General features: G+C 43.5%; 18 protein-coding genes and 2 tRNA genes. 2 read left to right on the plus strand and 18 right to left on the minus strand.

Features of this window, described 5'->3' with window-relative positions; genetic code table 11:
• Positions 1 to 86 precede the first annotated feature (86 nt).
• The 5 genes from hpt to spoIIE all read right to left on the minus strand — a co-directional run bounded on the left by hpt (position 87) and on the right by spoIIE (position 6,405).
• Positions 87 to 635, minus strand: a complete 549-nt coding sequence (gene hpt, locus AM506_RS23195; RefSeq protein ID WP_034762998.1) for a hypoxanthine phosphoribosyltransferase — start codon at positions 633 to 635, stop codon at positions 87 to 89.
• A 3-nt stretch (positions 636 to 638) separates the two neighbouring features.
• Complete coding sequence (gene tilS / locus AM506_RS18625; protein ID WP_060674199.1) at positions 639 to 2,042, minus strand: tRNA lysidine(34) synthetase TilS; 1,404 nt, start codon at positions 2,040 to 2,042, stop codon at positions 639 to 641.
• Positions 2,043 to 2,110: 68 nt separating this feature from the next.
• On the minus strand, positions 2,111 to 3,118 hold the full coding sequence (locus tag AM506_RS18630; RefSeq protein ID WP_060674268.1) for a protein kinase domain-containing protein: 1,008 nt from the start codon (positions 3,116 to 3,118) through the stop codon (positions 2,111 to 2,113).
• Positions 3,087 to 3,827 carry a VWA domain-containing protein gene (locus tag AM506_RS18635; RefSeq protein ID WP_060674201.1) on the minus strand — a complete coding sequence of 247 codons (741 nt, stop codon included), beginning with the start codon at positions 3,825 to 3,827 and terminating at the stop codon, positions 3,087 to 3,089. The genes AM506_RS18630 and AM506_RS18635 overlap by 32 nt, the downstream gene beginning before the upstream one ends.
• A 91-nt stretch (positions 3,828 to 3,918) precedes the next feature.
• Complete coding sequence (spoIIE, locus tag AM506_RS18640; RefSeq protein WP_060674203.1) at positions 3,919 to 6,405, minus strand: stage II sporulation protein E; 2,487 nt, start codon at positions 6,403 to 6,405, stop codon at positions 3,919 to 3,921.
• A 290-nt stretch (positions 6,406 to 6,695) separates the two neighbouring features.
• Between spoIIE and AM506_RS18645 the strand changes: the two genes are divergently transcribed.
• Together AM506_RS18645 and AM506_RS18650 are read left to right on the plus strand one after the other, a co-directional pair.
• Positions 6,696 to 6,772 (plus strand) — tRNA-Met (locus tag AM506_RS18645).
• 9 nt (positions 6,773 to 6,781) lie between these two features.
• Positions 6,782 to 6,853: transfer RNA gene (locus AM506_RS18650), tRNA-Glu, on the plus strand.
• Between the two features lie 52 nt (positions 6,854 to 6,905).
• Here AM506_RS18650 and AM506_RS18655 read toward each other — a convergent pair.
• From AM506_RS18655 to AM506_RS18715, 13 genes are all read right to left on the minus strand, one after another.
• A complete protein-coding gene (locus AM506_RS18655) occupies positions 6,906 to 7,376 on the minus strand; it encodes a DinB family protein (protein ID WP_060674205.1) in 471 nt (156 codons plus the stop codon).
• 165 nt (positions 7,377 to 7,541) lie between these two features.
• Positions 7,542 to 7,967 carry a S1 domain-containing RNA-binding protein gene (locus AM506_RS18660; RefSeq protein WP_060674207.1) on the minus strand — a complete coding sequence of 142 codons (426 nt, stop codon included), beginning with the start codon at positions 7,965 to 7,967 and terminating at the stop codon, positions 7,542 to 7,544.
• 74 nt (positions 7,968 to 8,041) lie between these two features.
• Positions 8,042 to 8,431 (minus strand): FtsB family cell division protein, encoded by a 390-nt coding sequence (locus AM506_RS18665; protein WP_060674209.1) that lies wholly within the window; start codon positions 8,429 to 8,431, stop codon positions 8,042 to 8,044.
• 43 nt (positions 8,432 to 8,474) lie between these two features.
• Positions 8,475 to 9,128: a spore cortex biosynthesis protein YabQ gene (gene yabQ, locus AM506_RS18670; protein ID WP_060674211.1), complete on the minus strand. Its 654-nt coding sequence runs from the start codon at positions 9,126 to 9,128 to the stop codon at positions 8,475 to 8,477.
• Complete coding sequence (yabP, locus tag AM506_RS18675) at positions 9,125 to 9,424, minus strand: sporulation protein YabP (RefSeq protein ID WP_060674270.1); 300 nt, start codon at positions 9,422 to 9,424, stop codon at positions 9,125 to 9,127. Before yabP ends, yabQ begins: the two co-directional genes overlap by 4 nt.
• 99 nt (positions 9,425 to 9,523) lie before the next feature.
• The gene (locus AM506_RS18680) at positions 9,524 to 9,790 is read right to left on the minus strand and encodes an RNA-binding S4 domain-containing protein (RefSeq protein WP_034763029.1); all 267 of its coding nucleotides are present in this window, start codon (positions 9,788 to 9,790) and stop codon (positions 9,524 to 9,526) included.
• A gap of 22 nt (positions 9,791 to 9,812) precedes the next feature.
• On the minus strand, positions 9,813 to 11,273 hold the full coding sequence (gene mazG, locus AM506_RS18685; protein WP_060674213.1) for a nucleoside triphosphate pyrophosphohydrolase: 1,461 nt from the start codon (positions 11,271 to 11,273) through the stop codon (positions 9,813 to 9,815).
• 13 nt (positions 11,274 to 11,286) lie between these two features.
• On the minus strand, positions 11,287 to 12,903 hold the full coding sequence (locus AM506_RS18690) for a putative polysaccharide biosynthesis protein (protein ID WP_235576155.1): 1,617 nt from the start codon (positions 12,901 to 12,903) through the stop codon (positions 11,287 to 11,289).
• Positions 12,904 to 13,060: 157 nt separating this feature from the next.
• Positions 13,061 to 13,597, minus strand: a complete 537-nt coding sequence (gene spoVT, locus AM506_RS18695) for a stage V sporulation protein T (protein WP_060674215.1) — start codon at positions 13,595 to 13,597, stop codon at positions 13,061 to 13,063.
• A gap of 298 nt (positions 13,598 to 13,895) precedes the next feature.
• Positions 13,896 to 17,426: a transcription-repair coupling factor gene (mfd, locus tag AM506_RS18700; RefSeq protein WP_060674217.1), complete on the minus strand. Its 3,531-nt coding sequence runs from the start codon at positions 17,424 to 17,426 to the stop codon at positions 13,896 to 13,898.
• A gap of 85 nt (positions 17,427 to 17,511) precedes the next feature.
• Positions 17,512 to 17,742 carry an anti-sigma-F factor Fin family protein gene (locus AM506_RS18705; protein ID WP_034762976.1) on the minus strand — a complete coding sequence of 77 codons (231 nt, stop codon included), beginning with the start codon at positions 17,740 to 17,742 and terminating at the stop codon, positions 17,512 to 17,514.
• Positions 17,743 to 17,855: 113 nt separating this feature from the next.
• On the minus strand, positions 17,856 to 18,413 hold the full coding sequence (gene pth, locus AM506_RS18710; protein WP_060674219.1) for an aminoacyl-tRNA hydrolase: 558 nt from the start codon (positions 18,411 to 18,413) through the stop codon (positions 17,856 to 17,858).
• Between the two features lie 83 nt (positions 18,414 to 18,496).
• Positions 18,497 to 19,150 carry a 50S ribosomal protein L25/general stress protein Ctc gene (locus AM506_RS18715; RefSeq protein ID WP_060674221.1) on the minus strand — a complete coding sequence of 218 codons (654 nt, stop codon included), beginning with the start codon at positions 19,148 to 19,150 and terminating at the stop codon, positions 18,497 to 18,499.
• Positions 19,151 to 19,304: the final 154 nt, after the last annotated feature.

The following is a 19,304-nucleotide window of genomic DNA, read 5'->3' on the forward strand; positions in this document are numbered from 1 at the left end:
GGGTAAACAAACTAAGTAAAATAGTATCATAGAAAATCATGGCATTACAACAAATTGCACTTACAAGATTCCTCTTTAGAATATACTTATTCTCCAGTTGTATACACTCTTGGTTTTAAAACACCGATATACGGCAGATTACGATATCTTTCAGCGTAATCGAGACCATATCCGACGACGAACTCGTCAGGGACAATAAAGCCGACGTAGTCCGCTTTGATATCTGCTTTACGACCGGTTGGTTTGTCAAGCAGAGTCACAATGCTGATGGATTTTGCCTTACGATAGCGGAAAAGCTCCACCAGATAGCTTAACGTCAATCCGCTGTCGATGATATCTTCAATGATGAGGATATCCCGGCCTTCCACTTTTGTATCTAAATCTTTCACAATCTTTACTTCTCCTGAAGAGACAGTAGAATTCCCGTAGCTGGATACATCCATGAAATCCATTTCCATATGAGTATCCATGCGCTTGCAAAGGTCAGCCATGAAAGGCATCGCACCTTTTAAAACGCCAATTGCCAAAGGAAAACGATCTTGATATTCCTCTGTTAATTGTGCACCTAATGCTTTAATTTTTTCTTGAAGTTCTTCTTCTGAAATTAACACTTTCTCAATATCTTGGTTTAACAATGTTCAACTGCCTCCTAGAAGATGATTGCTTGTAAATTGTAGTACTAAACTATTTTCCTGCTCTTCTCCCAAATCGTAAATAGACTTCTTCATTCCCGGAACCCAGAGGATCTGTTGTTCAGCGTCCACTACAACCGGCCACTCCTCACGAAGGTGAGCGGGAAGTTTATGATCGATAAAGAGGGTTTTCAGCTTCTTGGAGCCTGCCATCCCCTTCACTTTCATTCTATCCTCTTTTCTTCTCGTTCGCACGTAAAGAGGGAGGGACACAGCACTTGGATCAAGATAGATCACATCACTGGTACGATCCGGAGTGTGCGGGGAAGAATAAAGATGAAACTGATATTCACCTTGAATGTCCAGCCCCTTATCAACCTGCAGCTCATAACAATATGGACCCTCGGTTAAGGCTAATTCTCCAAAGTGAAAATAGCATGTATGATACGCACGTGTTACCTTAAGCCCCTTTGGTAAGTCTATGCTGGCATTCGGCGCTTTTCCTTTTAAAATACCCAATACACCGTAAATATGTATAGACGATAAGGAAGATGGTCTTAATTTGTAAAGATAGTTTAATATTAGATTAATCCCTCTTCTTTGTAAAGGCTGAGCCATTGCAAGAAAACCATCGATATGTATTGAGGAGTGATCCCCGGTGTTATTCCATACCTTATTCAACTTTTCCTTTGTTAATTCCTCTAAATATGCCTCATCTTCTGCTATTTCTTCACTAAATCGTTGAAATTGAAGATGGACATGAGGGTTTTCCTGTTTTAAGAATGGAAGGATTCTCTTTCTAAACCGATTCCTTGTATAAACTTCCTTCTGGTTACTGGGATCTCTCCGCGGTTCTAGATCATGTCTAACACAATAATCCTCGATCTCCATTTTAGTCACAGCGAGGAACGGCCGGATTATGTCACCGTCAGCAAATGATCGTTTCAGGGGAATGCCGGCTCTACCCGCCCCCGATGCCCCTCTTGTCAACTTCATCAGGATCGTCTCCACTTGATCATCCCCGTGATGACCCAAGGCCAGTTTGGTGGCTGACACCTCTCTCATGACATCCTCCAGAAACCTATAGCGAGTCTTTCGGGCGATATCCTGCATGCTTCCATTTGCGGCTTCGATTTCTTTCGAAACATTCACCCGTTTTCCGTAGAAGGGGATATTTCGCTCGTGACAGAAATCCTCGACGAACTGAAGCTCCTGAAAGGATTCGTCCCCCCTGAACATATGATCCAGATGGGCTGCGGCCACTTCCACTTCTAATCCTCCTTTGTTCGACTCAAGAAAATGCAGCAGCGCCAGGGAATCTGGACCGCCTGATACCGCTACCAGAATGCGGTCGCCCTTTTGAATGAGCTGGTGATCTTGAATAAATCGTTTTGCTGTATGCTCTAACATTGTGCTTCCTCTTCCTAAAACCATTTTCCCCATTGTATCAATTTCTATAGATTTCTCACACCGTTATGCTACAACAATTCTCCATAAATATACAAAACGTATAGGAGCGAGACAATGATCACAACAAGAACAGTCTCCAGAAAGTGACTTGATTTATTATTCCGCTTGTTCTGGTATCTGCTTGGATGGGGGGAAGATGTTCTTAAAGTAGCACTTTGCGGCACTGTTCGTTGGGCCTTCGGTTTCGGTTTCAGCTGCTGCACCGGTTGAGCATGCGAGAGTCCATGTAAAAGACTCTCTCTCATTTCGCTGGCGGTTTGAAATTGGCCATCGAGGGCATCCAGGATCGTCCCTGCGAATTTTTTCAGCTGATCCTTCGAATCCACAGCCTGCCTCAGTTGTTTTATATTCCCTTCCCCGGTCTTAGTGAAACGCGTTGGATAGGCCAAATTGATAAGGATCATCCCTACTGAGAAAAGATCATAGGAAGGTTCCGCCCTCCTGGATCCCCCAATCCAATACCCCCTATCAAAAAACTCCGTAAACTCTTTGATCGCCCGGCCATTAAGGGTGGTTCCCCCAACATCAATACAGCGAATCCTGTAAGGGGGACCTGTCACAATCAAGTTTTCAGGTTTTAGATCCCCAAAAACCCATCCTTCCTTATGAATCCTCTCCAAGTCTGTCAGGAGCTGAGCAACGAGGACACCTGTCCAGGAGAATCCCTTCGATTGAACAAATGACAAGAGATCGGTTCCCTGTATATATTCCATCACGTAGAAATGGATTTTCTGCCCCCTTAATTCCCAATCGTCCACATCAAGAAGCTTGGGCCCAAGGGGAGAACCTTGGACCTTTGAGAAAGCTTTTAATACATTGACTTCAGATGTAATCGACACATTGCTGTCACTCATTTTTAACGCCTGGTATCCTGAGGACCCTTGCACAAGATAGACAATCCCGTTCGCCCCGTACCCCAATTCTTTTACAATCGTATAGATATGTTTATACCACTTACCTCTTATAACTGTTCCAGGGGGGAAACTAAATGGTTTCTTCGAAGTATTGTTCATCATCGCCACGAGAGAGCAATCCCCTTAATGAACGTTTTTTCTTAAAGTGTGTAATGGCTTCTGAGATCGCCGGTCCGGTTGGAGTGATTCCGCCTGGAGACAATTTAGAGAAAATACTCGTCAGTGTTTCGAGTCTTGGTGTCCAATCCAGCAATTTTTCGACATCTTGTCGTTTCCCGGGAAATACAAACACAGAAAACTTGTTATCACCCATCCGTGCATTCAAGCTTAATGATAGATCCAGCAAGGCTTCTTTAACCGTCGGAAGCTTGTGCTTCATGCTTGCAGACGTATCGACAAGAATCAACACTTCCATATCGACGGATTCACCCAATTCATCCACTACTTCCATAACCTCTCCACGCTGTTCGGGAGGAAGTTCTTCCATGGAGGCAGATTTCCCGAGGATTTGTTTCAACTCTTTATTCACGACTCCCTGCAAGGTCTGTGTCATGGCTTTACGAGTGACCATCTGTACCGTTTGGGAAAGCGTTTCTGCATATACGATCTGGCTCACCCCACCCCCCGATAGAGCAATCCCTTCAATTTCCTGCATTCCATTATCATCTATGACGTCATTATCCATTACACCAATTACATTGACCGAGATTCCCTGCTCCTTGGCAAGGGCTGCCATCGCAATTGGATCTTCTCCTTGATTTGAGCAACCATCCGTAATTAAAAGAATTTGACGAAGTGTACCTGGCTTCATCAGAATCCCCTCCTCATTCTAAAGTTGATATCATCTTCGCCGAATAAGGAGGGATTTATACTCTAGTTAACTATTTTAAAGGGTGCTTACCCTAGGAAATTTTATCTTTCGTCTTCGATTTTTGCATGGGGATGGATGACCACTTCGGTATGTTATGTTTGATTTTTGAAACCACAATCGTCATATCATCCTCTATTAAACCTGAGCTCGACCTGATGACCTCCTCCATTAGTATATCTGCCACTTCCTGTGGATCATCGGTTTCGAGTTCCTTTATCTTTCTCTTCATCCACAGGTCATAATTTTCTACATGTTTCGGCCCCTCAAAGGCACCGTCACTCATCATGATGAGAAGATCTCCTGCTTTCAGCTGCTCCGAGACGACATCGACATCAAAGTCCTGCTGAAGCATTCCCATCGGCAAGTTGCTGGCTTCCACCTTGAGGATTTTATCCCCCCGCTTAATGAAGCTTGGTGTCGAACCTATTTTTAAGAACCTTGAAGACGCATTCTGCAGGTCGATCATGGCTAAATCCAATGTGGAGAAAATTTCATCATTCGTTCTGAGGGAGAGAATCGAATTGATGGACTTGATCGCCACCTGTTCTTCAATCCCCGACTCGAGGATCTTTTTCAATAGTCTCAGTGTTTCATTGCTTTCGTAATGGGCCCGTTCTCCGTTCCCCATCCCGTCACTGATCGCAACGGCATACTTCCCCCTTCCCAATTCAATCATGGAATAACTGTCTCCTGAAACCAGTCCGCCTCCTTTTGCCGCATGGGATGCCCCTGTATCGACGACAAATTTCTTGGCAGATTGAAAGGTTACATGACACTGACCATTCGGAAATTGAGCACATTCCTCCTTTTGTACAACGATGTTTTCACCCAGAATATCGGATAACATAGGTGCGATGAGCTTTTCCCCCTGTCCGTGACCTCCGCAATAAGGCATCGTCATATCGATATCGACATTCCCTTGCTCCAGGTTATAGATTTCAATGTTTTCGATCTCGATCCCGAACTCTCCGATACTCGCCAGGATCTGCTCTTCCTGAATATGATGATTCTCCCTTTCCCTCTGGATTTCTTTCGCGAAATTCCCCATGACTTCGGACACACCAAGCAGCTGGTCAGCCACAAGCTTCCTGCTTTCCTGAACCTGTTTCTTCAATTTCAGATTGGCCTGATAGAAAGTGAGCTCCTGATAGATCGTATCCTTCAATTTCTTCTCTCTCGTACAATGCTTCTCTACTTCTCTTTCAAGTTTCGGGGAAAGGGGGACCCTTCCCTGATCGTACTCGGTCATCACATCTTTCATGAGATTATAGGTTTTATCAAAATTTCGCGCCCAGCACTGATCCTTCTTAAAGCAGGTTTGACACGTTTTCTCCGTGACATTGCTTAGAAAATAGTCGAATTCTTTATCTTCCTCCTCTTCAAACCGGTCTTCAATTTGTTGAAAGCTATTTGAAAGAGCCTGAAACACTGACGAAAATTGAGTGACCCGGTGAGCGGTCACATCCCTCACCCGGCGCATATAGCCCTGCTGGTCCTGCTGATATTCAGCTGTACCAGGTATATGCCTCGCAATTTTAGACGTTAAACTTTGAGGGGTCAGAAATAGAAGTAATATGGCTACCCCAGATTCATAGAGAGTTTTCGTAATGACTGTATCCGAATCCCCGTACATGCCCATTAGTAATGTAGCGATTAACAAACCGATTGCCGCTCCGAATTTCTTCCCCTCTTTCATGAGTCCGCCCAGAAGACCGGAAAAAGCAAGCAAGCTCATTTGATAAAAGCTCGAAACGTTGGCTAAACTGAAGACGAGGCCGGTCACGACCCCTACCGTCGAGCCCATTGTAGCCCCTGCTATAAAGGAAAACAGCAGTACCAGATATCTTGATAACACATGTTCCACAGACAGATTGTATAATGACCATCCGATCGTTCCCGTCATGATCGAGGCGAGGAGGATGATCAAACTGACCACTTCTTCTGTTTTCAGTGATTTCCTTCTGCGCTGAACCGTTACAAGGGGGATGCTCTGGATGAAGATATAGGTTAAGAGAAACGCAAGGCTCGCTTCAATTACCGCCATGACCCCGTTATAGATCGTCAAGGCTTGTCCCTGTTGGACATAATCGAACCCAAGCTTGGCAGCCATCACCGTAAAGAACACATAAAATGCGACAGCCCTCACATTATTCTTGTGATATTTCTGCGATAATCGATACGTTAACAGGAATAATACCGCACTGACAAACGTATAACTGATACTAGGAATGGATAAGGTGAGCGCTCCTGCCAGCAATCCGATAAGTGCGATCGGTGACTTCTCTCTCCTGATGATATAAACCGACGCAAAGAACGGCAGAGCAAAAGGTGTCAGATGTGAAAGGATTAAGGCTCTTCCGAGGAGAAACCCGATGACGAATAAAGCAACCCCCTTTTCTACGAATAGCCACTCAAGCTTTGAATAAATGGACCGGATCCCCTTGGACAGTTCCACCTTCGTTTGTTCAATGTCAACGTTCTGAACAGGTTCGATGATCGACTGATCGACTTTCCCCATGTATGAAACACTCCCCATTTCTTTTTTGTTCAGTATAAATGGTACAGGCTCAAAACTTTGTCAAAATGAGGGAATGCATTCCAAGAATGTTTCGACGTCTTTCTATGGTTTCCGGTAAAATATTCAGAATATTCAAGCTCCCTTTCCTTTCGAGTTTGGATTTTTTCTTTTCAAATGCTTATGCAACCGTGCTTAAGGGAATTTTGACAATTTCTTTTATAATTGGTTATTGACAAGCAAACCCTTTCTGGGTATCATAGTTTTTGTGCCAAAAAGGCGCATATCCATATGGCGGTGTAGCTCAGCTGGCTAGAGCGTACGGTTCATACCCGTGAGGTCGGGGGTTCGATCCCCTCCGCCGCTACCATATTGTTCTGGCCCGTTGGTCAAGCGGTTAAGACACCGCCCTTTCACGGCGGTAACACGGGTTCGAATCCCGTACGGGTCATAGAAAAAAGACTATCATGATGATAGTCTTTTTTGTTTATTCTATTATCCGGTCAAACCTTTTCGGCAGATACCACTTCTTCGATCTGCTCTTGATGGTGCTTATCGTGACCGATGAAGTCTTCAAAAAATTCTTCCAGGGTAAAGCTTTGATCCCCGACTTTAAATGATTGTTCAAAATCATCTTCCGAGAGGCTTTTTACATATGTGATCATGCGTTCCCTTGTTTTGATCCCTTCTTCAATCAAATCTTCCTTGTTCACTACGCGATGGGCATATTCTTCCGCTTCTCCATTGAATTTCTGAAAATCAGGAAAAGGTGAAAGTTCCGTCCCTTCTGCAACATGAGGGAGAATCTCCTGTAAAGAATATTGATCCCATTTAATGATGTGGGATACATTGGCAGCGATCGACCATTTATCTTCCTCCATAGGCTTGAACCATTCATATTCACTGAGCAGCTTCAATTCCTCCAACCACGTCTTAAATGACTCATAATGATCGATAATCTGTTCGTTTTTCATCCATCCTGCCCCCACTAAAGTTATTTATCTCTAACTATTCGATAGGAGCAGGTGAAATTCCTGTGTAATGGTTTCTATCCAAATATAAAAAAACAGGCATACTCATCAAAATGAGTATGCCTGTTTTCCGTTCACAACCTGCTATATGGGTTAATAGACAGCAAGTTAACCTTTTTTCGCCCCTTTTCCACCACGACGAGATTCAGTGTTCTTCTTTAAAGATGATAAACGATCCTCACTGTCTTTCAAGAAACGTGCCATCTTTTGTTCGAAACTTTCTTTCGTACGTGTGTCGTTCGGTTTGTTATTACTACGCGGGCGTTGAGGACGCTGAGGGCGCTGAGGGCGTTGTGGTTGCTCTTTCGCTTTACGGATGGACAAACCGATTTTTCCATCTTTCTCAACATTAATAACCTTAACTGTTACTTCGTCGCCGACTTTAAGGTGTTCGTTAATATCCTTAACATAGTTGTCTGCAACTTCACTAATGTGAACTAAACCTGTTGAACCTTCCGATAATTCCACGAACGCTCCAAAATTTGTAATACCTGTTACCTTACCCTGTAACTTGCTGCCTACTTCGATTGACATAAAAGAAATGCTCCTCCTTAAAATTATAAAAGATAAACCTTATTATATATTATAGCCAATTAAAAAAAAGAGTGTCAATAAGACACCTCTTCTTCTTTCTCTTTATCTGGTTCAGGTATGTTGAAAATAATCTCACCTTCATCTGATAAAAAGTAATCCCGGCGCGCCAGTTTGGCTATATATTCATCATCGTTAAGCTTCACAATCTCTTCTTCCAAGGCAGATTGCTTATCTTTCAGGTCTTCTAACTTTTTTTCTAATTGCGCTTTTTCCGTTTGTTTATCTTCTAAAACCTGGGCTCTGGAAATGAGGGTCGAGATTAAAAATCCACTAATTGCCAACACTAAAACAAAGAAAACCGCTAATCGACGGACCAAACGCTTTTTTCTCTTAGAAGAAGATTTATGCATATGCTCCTGATGACGGACATATTCATTTTCCATTGGTGTCACGTTTTTTCTCATTCCCAAACCTCCTTTACAATATGGAGTGGCAAAGCCTTAAGCCCTATTCTTTATCTTTAGGTTTCTTTTTGAACTTTTCTACCACTCTATATACTTTTTTGATGTACGCTTTAAAAATTCCTGCCACTTTATTATATAACTTCTCGACTCTTTTTGTAAGATTTTTCGGCAATAAATTCCAAATACCCTTCAATATCCACCATATTGGTGTGGTTACGAGCTTAATCGCCCACTGCACCACCTTCAAGATTACCTTTAAAAGGAATAATATGACGGATAAGAGCCCTTTTCCTATAGATAATACAATCGTGATCAGAAGCACGATCATCCATTTTATCGGTGAATAAATCAATCTTTTCACCATTTTCACTCCGAAATTATACAGGGAGATAAAAAACAATATCAGCCGTTCAAGTAACGCCAAATAATGCTGCTTGATCAACGCCTGGTAAGCGGCAAAACCGCATAGGAGTGCAATGAAAATATAAAAACGGATCTCACCGAAATTCACGATGAATAAAATATAAAAAATCGCCAGTGCCTGTAAAACCCAAAACATGATGTCATTGATGAATACAAGCCATCGTTTTCTCTCGGACCGGTGTAAAAACCGGGAATACGTGTCCAACGTCATACCAAATAGTGCCCCCATGCCGATCATGGAGAGCATGGTATAGAACTGGGTCGAGAGGGTCATCGAAACAGCTTGCTAAAGAAGCCTTTAGCCTTCTCCCCGTTTTGTTCATCCAGGTAAACGAGATCGAACACCTTTCCTTTTATAGAGACGATGCCTTTATCCACATCCAGGTTTTTCATTTGAAGATTCTGGCCCCTGACAGAGAGGAATCCCATGACGGTTTCAAGGAGAAACTCTTCGTTATCGAAGCTTTCCACTTGCTTCACTCCTGTAATATCGAGAAGCTTTCGGCCCCTCATCATCACGTCATGTTCTTGAAAGGTCGTTTTATCTTTGTTTCCATCATATTGATTCATATCCATCCCTCACATTCCCATAGTACAAGCTTTGTAACTATGTTTATGTGTACAGGGGAAAAATAGAACCAAATAACGGACCAAATGCTATGTATCCCTTTACTCTGTTTCCTCGACCCTTTCCTCTGAAAGGACAGAATAAAGCCCGCTCGCTTCTTCTTTTTTCGTTGTTTCAAGAAGCCTTTCAATCTTTACCCTCATAATTCTTTGGCCAAACCTTACGCTTAACTCATCCCCGACTTTTACATTGGAGCTTGCTTTGGCCTGCTGTCCATTCACGGTGATACGTCCCTGGTCGGCGATCTCTTTCGCCAGTGTTCTTCTTTTAATGAGTCTGGATACTTTCAAAAATTTATCTAATCTCATAGATACCATTGTACATTTCCCCTTATTCTATATTCATCTTTTTTGCTTCGTTCCAAAATCGGTCTAACTCTTCCAATGTGAAATCCTCAAAGCTCTTGCCGGATTTCAGGACCTGCTCTTCAACATAAGAAAAGCGGCGGTAAAATTTCGTATTCGTCATGGCCAATGCTTCCTCAGGAAAGATCTTATAGAATCTGGCGACATTAATGAGCGCGAATAACACATCTCCAAATTCTTTTTTCATGTCGTGTTCACTATTATTCTCGACTTCTCTTTCAAATTCCTTTAATTCTTCCCACACCTTTTCCCATGCCCCTTGAGGGTCTGCCCAATCAAAGCCTGATTTCGCGGCCTTTTTCTGGTATTCATATGCCTTCATGAGAGCAGGCATCCCTTTCGCCACCTTCTTGAGCATCGGTTCAGTTCCACTCTGCTTTTCTCGGCTTTTGATTTCCTCCCAGTTTGCTTTCACCTGTTCGGTGTTTTCCACTTGAACGGTACCAAATACATGAGGATGTCTCCGGACCATTTTGGAGGCAAGGCCTTCTATTACTTCTTCCATTGTGAACATGCCTTCATCCTCGCCTATTTGCGCATGGAGCATGATTTGAAGGAGGACATCTCCCATTTCTTCGATCATATGATCAATATCTTCTTCCTCGATGGCTTCCAGTAATTCATATGTTTCCTCAAGGAGATATTTCTTGAGTGAGTGGTGGGTTTGTTCTTTGTCCCACGGGCAGCCATTCGGTCCCCGAAGCGTCGAGATGATTTCCCTTAGTGTCGCATATTGCTTAAAGGAAGATTCCATATCTTTCACTGCCGGCACATAAAGGCTCGTCAAATTGCTAAGACCGGCAACCCGGTCAAGCTCCACCAGCGGAATCCGTTCCACCTTCTCTTCCCCACTTCCCGCAGCCGTGACAAGTGCAACCTCATAATCATACGGATAAAGCTCCATCAGAGTGAGTTTTACTTCAGAAGCGATGAATGCATCATACACCTGCCCGATGATGAGCTGCTGATTCATGTGAATATCATGAAGCTTTAAGCTGGTACCATCAAGAAGCTGGAAACCATCAATCGGGTCCGCTCCTACAGAAGCAAATAAAGCATCGATAAAGCTCTGTCCCCCACCGATCTCGACGTGAATCTTCCCTTCTTTATGAAGTTCCAGAAGCATTTGGACAGCTTTTTCAGCGACCAGCGGGTGACCCGGAACGGCATAGACAAGGGAATGCTGCTCTGATGCCGCGATCAGTTCTTGAACAATTTCTTCATATACGAGATTGAACTGATCATATTTTTCATAGACAGCATCGAAGGATTGATACGTGATCCCTTCTGCTGCCAAATCCTTTATGACGGGATGCTGATCCGTCCTTAAGTAAAGATGTGAACTGTTTTTAATCCTTCTATATACTCCCAGCGCCAGCTGTTCCATATCTCCTGCGCCTAACCCGACTATCGTTATCGTATTCATGTTAATCTCCTCGCTACTTATTATTCGGCTGAACTTTATTCATCAACCACACCCATTTACTCCCAAATGGCAAGAAACTGATGTCTTCTCTTGAAAGGACATTCCCTCTTAAAAACACGATCAAAAAAATGACGCCTCCGATACAAACGCCTCCTAATGAAAAAAGGACGGAAAGTGGACGACCGGGCATTCCATTATCCAGAAGTGTATCATATATCCACAAAAGTCCCTGTAATCCAATTGTCATGGCCGCTCCGCTAAGCAGCAATGTTTTATAAAAAGAGTACGTGAAGAAACGGATCGGGAACAGCTTTCTAAGCTTTATTACCATCATAATGGCAATTATACTTAAAGAGCCAACAGTCGAGACAGATGCCCCCATGACTCCCATCATTGGGATGAGACAGGCATTGCCCAGGTATTTCACTAAAATTCCCGTTACTATATAGAATGCCGGGTAATAAATCCTCCCGATTCCTTGAAAAATGCCTGCAAACGTTAAAATGAGACAGCTGAAGAAAATCGATAGACAGAAGACAGCGATGACTTTTGATCCGAGGGCATTTTCAAACAGCATCGTATTGGTCGGTACCATGATGTTGATGATGCCCAGTGTGGCAGCAAATCCGATGGTAATACTGATCTTAAGGGATAACTGACTGTACTCCCTTACTAACGATTCTCTTCTTTTGAGATAGGCATTCGTCACCAATGGGACGATGGTCAGTGAGATGGATGTAGCCACTACCGTCCCCAGTTGTACAAAGGGCTGGCCCCGGTCATAAATCCCCTTCCACGTCTTCGCGCTTTCCGCTTCCATCCCTGATGACAGAAGGAGGGAGTATACATTTAATGAATCAACAAATTGGAGTAAGACGAGCAGCATGGCACTTACACAGATAGCTGTTCCGTTCTTGAATAACCGGGACCAGATCTGTACGTAATCGTCTGGCAGAGACAGGTATTTCCGTGAGAACAGATTTTCCCTGCGTGCAGTAAGGAAGGAAAGAAGAACCAGAAGTCCGCCCAGACCACCGGTAATCGACCCGAACAGTGCTCCTTTCCCTGTCATATATAAAGAGAACCCCTGGGTTACCAAAATGGTCGAAAAGATCAGAATCGTCGCCACCCTGATTACTTGTTCCGTCACTTGAGAGACAGCCGTTGGCACCATATCTTCTTTCCCTTGATAATACCCCCTGATGACGGAGAGGGGAGCTAATAATAGGAACGATAAAGAAATTACTTGAAGTAACGGCTTTAGCAGGGGATCTCCCATCCAACGTGCGATTATTCCTGCACCGAAGTATACGAGGAGAAACCAGGAAACACCAACGAGACAAAGAAATAGAAAAGAGGTGACGGCCACTCTCTTCGCGCCTTCTTCATCATCCCCTTCTAACTTCTCTGCTACCATCTTTGAAATGATGACAGGGAATCCATATGTGGATAGGGCGATGGCAATCCCGTAGAACGGATACACCTGCTGATATATATAAAATCCGATATCTCCAACAATATTTTGAAAAGGAATCCGGTAAACTGCACTTAATACTTTTGTTACCAATGCCGCAAGTGTTAATACCATGGCTCCTTTTAAAAATTGACTGGAGGAGTACTTCTTACTCAACCCGTTTTCCTGCCTTTCTGACCCACTTCCTTCAATCTGATCAGACCGAAGAAAAAATCAATTATGTACTGGTCATTTTACCATAAAGGGCTATAAGTTTTCTCTAGTGGGGTTGACGGCAAAAAAAAGAAGAGCGGCTATTTGCCACTCCTTTAGTTTATGACTCCATTTGTCTTGCTAAAAAGCCAGCTGCCGTTTCTACTGCCTTTTGTTCCACTTCGCCTACTGTACGTTCCTTTGAGAAAATCGCAACGGCACCAATCGGATCTCCATTTGCGACAATCGGAGCAATCGTATAGGAAGCAAGATCCTCACCGTGTCCATCAACAAGCTCAGCTTGTCCCTGTTGAGTGTGTAATAGAGACGTGCGGTCATCCATTACCTTCTCAACGAGTTCACTGATGTTCTTATTTAAATACTCTTTCTTCGAAGCGCCGGAGATGGCAATGACAGTATCCCGATCACAAATTAACACGGCACTTCCAAGACTGTCGTATAATGCTTCGCCATATTCCTTAGCAAAGTCACCAAGTTCACTGATTGGGGAATATTTCTTTAAGATGACTTCTCCGTCACGATCAACGAAGATTTCCAGGGGATCTCCCTCGCGAATCCTTAATGTCCTGCGAATTTCTTTCGGAATGACGACACGTCCTAAATCATCAATACGACGAACAATACCAGTTGCTTTCATCTATAGTTGCCTCACTTTCATCAGATGATTTTTATTTGGCAATGTATTCACCTTTGTTGAATACTTACCATTGTTGAGTTTAGTATCTTACAACTTAGAAGTTCTATACACATTCAGTTATTTTTTCTGTAATTTCACTAAAATTCTAATGCAGGTATCTTTTTCCATTGTTGGCAGCTGCATAAATACTAATACCCTTATCATAGTAAAGTAAAACAATCCGCGCGTTTACATTTTGGTTACATTATTATAACGAAGGGAAGAAATGCCACTGGTTTGTGTCGAATTGATGAAATGATCATACGCTTTCTTCTATTTTCACCGCTTCATCCAGGTGTTTGATGATGTCATATGCCATATTAAACCATTTGGATGCTTCCAAGCGTGCTGTGTTGATCGATATTTTAAGCTTGGAGCCTTCCATTCCAAGTCCGACAGCACGGCCGTGTTTGTTGCAAAGATTGAATACTTTGGAACCGTCGATCTGTGCAGTTCCTTCCGGTGACATAAAGATATTCACCGTTTTCTTATCCTGCTTTATGGATTCGAGCTTTGTATTCTTGGCATAAATCTTCATTTCAGAGATAAGGAATAAGTATCCCACTTCTTCCGGATATTCCCCGAATCGGTCCAGGATCTCTTCTTCGAGCTCCTCGATTTCAGGAAGGGAAGAAAGGGAGCGGAATCGTTTATACATTTCGATCTTTTGATGACCATCTTTAATATAATCATCCGGAATATAAGCGTCGATCTCAATGTCCACTTCAAAGCTTGACTCAGGCTGCTTCGGAAGATCCCCTTTTCTTTCTTCGATGGCTTCCTTCAGCATTTGGGAGTACAGGTCGAATCCGACAGAATCGATGAATCCGTGCTGCTGTGCCCCGAGGAGGTTACCCGCTCCACGGATCGTCAAGTCACGCATGGCAATTTTGAATCCGGATCCTAACTCCGTGAATTCTTTGATCGCCTGCAATCGTTTTTCCGCCACTTCTGTCAGGACCTTATCTTTCCTATAGGTGAAATAGGCGTAAGCCACCCGGTTCGAACGCCCGACACGTCCCCTTAGTTGATAAAGCTGGGACAAGCCCATCCGGTCGGCATCAAACACAATCAACGTATTGACGTTCGGGATATCCACACCCGTTTCAATGATTGTGGTGGTGACCAGCACATCATATTCTCCTGCAAGGAAGCTTAAAATGACGGCTTCGAGCTCGTTCTCGCTCATTTGACCATGAGCGTAGGCGATCCTGGCATCAGGCACCAGCATGGAAATCTCATCGGCTTTTCTTTCGATATCTTCTACACGATTATAAAGGAAATACACTTGGCCATTCCTCGCCATTTCCCTTTCAATCGCTTCTTTAATCAGAGCACCGTTGTACTCCATGACATAGGTCTGAACCGGGAACCGGTTTTCAGGTGGTGTTTCAATAACCGATAAATCCCTTACACCGAGCATCGACATATGAAGGGTACGGGGAATCGGTGTGGCCGTTAAGGTCAGTACGTCAATATTGGTTTTTAATTGTTTGATCTTCTCTTTATGCGTGACACCGAACCTTTGTTCCTCATCGATGATCAAGAGTCCTATATCCCGGTATTGAATGTCTTTTGAGAGAAGTCGGTGGGTTCCCACTACAATATCCACCGTTCCATTCTTGAGCCCCTTCGTCGTCTCCTGCTGTTGCTTTCTCGTTCGGAAACGGCTTAATAAACCGATCTCCACCGGGAAGTCCTGAAAACGCTCCTTGATCGTTTCAAAATGCTGTTGAGCAAGGATGGTGGTCGGCACGAGGATGGCCACTTGTTTTCCATCTGCAATCGCCTTGAAGGCGGCCCTGATCGCAACCTCGGTCTTACCATAGCCTACATCCCCACACAATAACCGGTCCATCGGACGTTCTCTTTCCATATCGAGCTTGATTTCACTGACAGAACGCAGCTGATCATCCGTTTCTTCATAAGGGAAAGCCATTTCAAACTCTCTCTGCATGTCCCCATCTGGAGAAAAGGCATAACCTTTTGCCGCTTCCCGTTCAGCATAAAGCTTAATCAAATCATCGGCGATATCCTGAACAGAAGATTGAACCTTCGACTTGACCTTCTTCCATTCACTTCCACCCAGTTTATAAAGCTTTGGATCCTTATTTTCGGATGCGACATATTTCTGGACCAATTCAATTTGATCGACCGGTACATAAAGTTTGTCATTCCCTTGATACTTCACATGGAGATAGTCTTTGTGGACCCCGTTGATCTCCAATGTTTCAATCCCAAGGAATTTACCGATCCCGTGATTCACATGAACCACATGGTCCCCAACTTTCAGTTCAGAGTAACTTTTGATTCTCTCTGCGTTTGAAAGTTTCTGCCTTCTCGGCTTCTTTTTGGTTTTCTTATTGAACAATTCTTCTTCCGTAATAACCGCAAGCTTCTGAAGGGGGAGCTCGAACCCGCTTGTCAGGCTTCCATTGATCATCTGGATCGTTCCCGACAGGAGCTTATCCCCGTCTTCAACAAAGGCAATCTCAATTTTGTAATCATCCAGTACCCTTTGAAGCTTCTTGACGCGCTCTTGATCCGGTCCTAACAAGACAACGGTATATTTTCCTTTTTTCCACCTATCCAACTCTGCCTTCAGTACGTTCATCTGCCCATGGAAATTCTGCATCGGCTTCGTTGAAACATTAAAGATATTTTGTGGACTGGTATTCGGAATATGACGGAGGAACAATGAGAAATATACCTTTGGCAGCTTCGTCTTACTGACTAACGATGAAAACGTATGGGAGACATGTACGTCATGAATGATCTGTCCTTCCTGAAGCAGGGAAGTATACCATTCCGCTTCCTCTTTCTCGAGGGATTCACTCATTTCCTGGACGCGACTGTACTCATCAAAGAACAGAACCCCGTCCTCGGGTAAATAATCTAGCAAACTACTAGGCTTATCATATGCGAGGGACAAGTACTTAAAGATTTGCTCAGGAACCTCCCCGTTCTCAAGCTGCCCCACCTCATGACCTATGTACTCTGTCATCTTCTCCTTTACGGCCGCCGATTTGACCTTCTTCAAGCTTGTGGAAAGACCTGCGTTGATTTCATGAATGAGCCTCTCCATATTTTCATACTTCAATAAGACCTCTGTGGCAGGGCCAATTTCTATTTCATTAAGTTTATCAATCGAGCGCTGGTCTTCAACCGAAAAGAGACGTATCGAATCAATTTCAGTGTCGAATAATTCGATACGGACAGGGTTCTGCGTTGTTAATGGGAAAATATCGACAATTCCCCCGCGAAGGCTGAATTCGCCAGGTGTGCTGACCATCCCTGTCCGTTGATAGCCCATTTGCACCAATTGATTTAATACTTCATCCAAGTCGATATCTTCACCCATTTGAAAACTGATCTGATTCGTTGCCCACATCGACTTAGGTGGAAGGATCTTACGCAATCCGGCAACAGGTACAATATAGACACCCTGCTGATGGTTGGAAAGCTTATTCATTACTTCGATCCGCTGTGCCCTCAACTCAGGGCTTGCCACACTTAGTTCAGCTGCGATCAGCTCATTAGCAGAATATAAATATACTTCGTCCTCAGACAAAAATTGTATGAGATCGTCATAGACTTTCTGGGCTTGAAACAAATTATGCGTCACCACTACGGTGGATTTATTCGTTTGTAAATATACATCTGCTATATAAGCTGTCCGGGATGAGCCGGACAATCCTGCCACAAGTTGTTCAGACAGACGCTCCTCCACTCCAGCGATGATGGACTGTAGCTCTTCACTTTGGTGAACCTGCTTTAAAATACCTTTCAAGTGTACGCTCCTCCCCTGTGGTTCTTTCTATAAATAATCTAAAAGTATAAACAGAAAAATGCTTTGGCTCTTCACCAAAGCGTTCTTACTGAATGATATGATCTAATTCATGGTAGTCAGGATTTCTTTCCAGGCTCTCCTGACAATCTTCACAGATCGTTTTCACTTGGATGTCCCCGTTGTCCTGATAGTGAACCATATGTAACCGCTCTTCGTCCGTCAGCATATGAATCCCGAGCTGCTCGGAATGCACGGATACATTTGAAAGAGTCCCGACATTTGTCCCGCAATGCCGACACTGGTAATGGATAGCCATATCTTTCCCTCCATACACATTTATACTGTTAGTATGAACCTGTTAGAAGGGAGTTATTCAAAGCGGTTAAAGGATTGAATATAGGAACCCTGGAAATTCAGTATATGACACGGTCAGTTGAATTTATTCATGACCTCAAGGAATGGTTTATCCAACCAGGCTTCACATGCTTCCACGCTTGAACAAATAGCTTTATCCAGTTCCGTCTGCTCTTCCTTCGAAAATTTACCCAGGACGTAATCCGGGACGCTCATTCCATTGGTCGGACGGTCGATGCCCACCCGCAGTCGATTAAATTGCTGGGAACCTAAATGGGCAATGGTCGATTTAATGCCATTATGCCCCCCGGCACTTCCCTTTTGCCTTAGTCTTAATTTTCCTACAGGCAAGTCCAGGTCATCATAAATGACAAGTAAATCTTCATCTTCAATTTCAAAATAATCCATCAGGGGTACAATGCTTTCTCCTGACACATTCATATACGTAAGCGGCTTTAACAGAACGACTTTTTCACCCTTATGATGATATGTGCCGTAAACCCCTTTAAACTTGGACTGATTTAACGAAACGCCCAGTCGATCGGCTAGTGCATCTATAATAACGAAACCGATATTATGTCTCGTTTTCTCATATTGAGATCCCGGATTCCCGAGCCCAACGATTAATTTCATTTCTAACACCTCTTCTGACCTTATACCTCTAGAATAACGTAAAAAGCGCAACCTGCAAAAGGTTACGCCAAAAAATATTGATTTTACTCTTCCTTCGATTCACTTTCGTCACTGGCTTCCGATTCTCTTCCTTCTTCATTCTCAGGCGTGCCAGCTTCCTGCTCTTCACCACTGTCGATTTCTTCTTCTTGTCTTGGAGCAAGAATGGAAGCAATCGTGCGGTCATCCTCTTCATTAAGAGTGACGCTGTACTTATCACGGATATCGCTGATCGTTACCGTTTCTCCCACTTGGAGTTCGGTTACATCCACTTCTATGGATTCCGGAATATCCTTCGGTTTGGCTGTTACAGATACCTCATGCAACGGTTGCTGCATTACGCCACCGTCTTTTACGCCGGCTGCTTCTCCTACAAGCTCGATACGAACATCAGCATCGATTTCTTCTGACATATTCACAGCAAGGAAATCAACATGTGTGACTGCATCCTTCAGGTGATCCTGCTGGTAATCACTTAAAATGACGTTTTGTTTATTGCCATCTACGTTTAAAGAAATGATTCCGTTTCTTCCGACTTCACGAATCGTTTTAATAAATGTAATGGCGTCTACCATAACTGGTGTATTATCTGCTTTGTAGCCGTATACGACTCCAGGGATATTCCCCTCATGTCTCAGCTTTGTTAATGAAGATCGTTTAAAATCTTTCCTCGTATTTGCTTTTAATTCTGTTGCCATGTCTAATCCAACACCTTCCCTAATCTTTTATGTTAGTTAAAGTTCTATATATAGTAATTACCCCAATCACATTTGAAATAAACATAGAAAAAGATTTTGGAACGGCAGGATCGTTCCGTGAATGTCGCCATAAGAGCATTCATGCCTCCTTGAA

Source organism: Rossellomorea vietnamensis (genome assembly GCF_001305855.1).
In the GTDB taxonomy this organism is placed as follows: domain Bacteria; phylum Bacillota; class Bacilli; order Bacillales; family Bacillaceae_B; genus Rossellomorea; species Rossellomorea vietnamensis_A.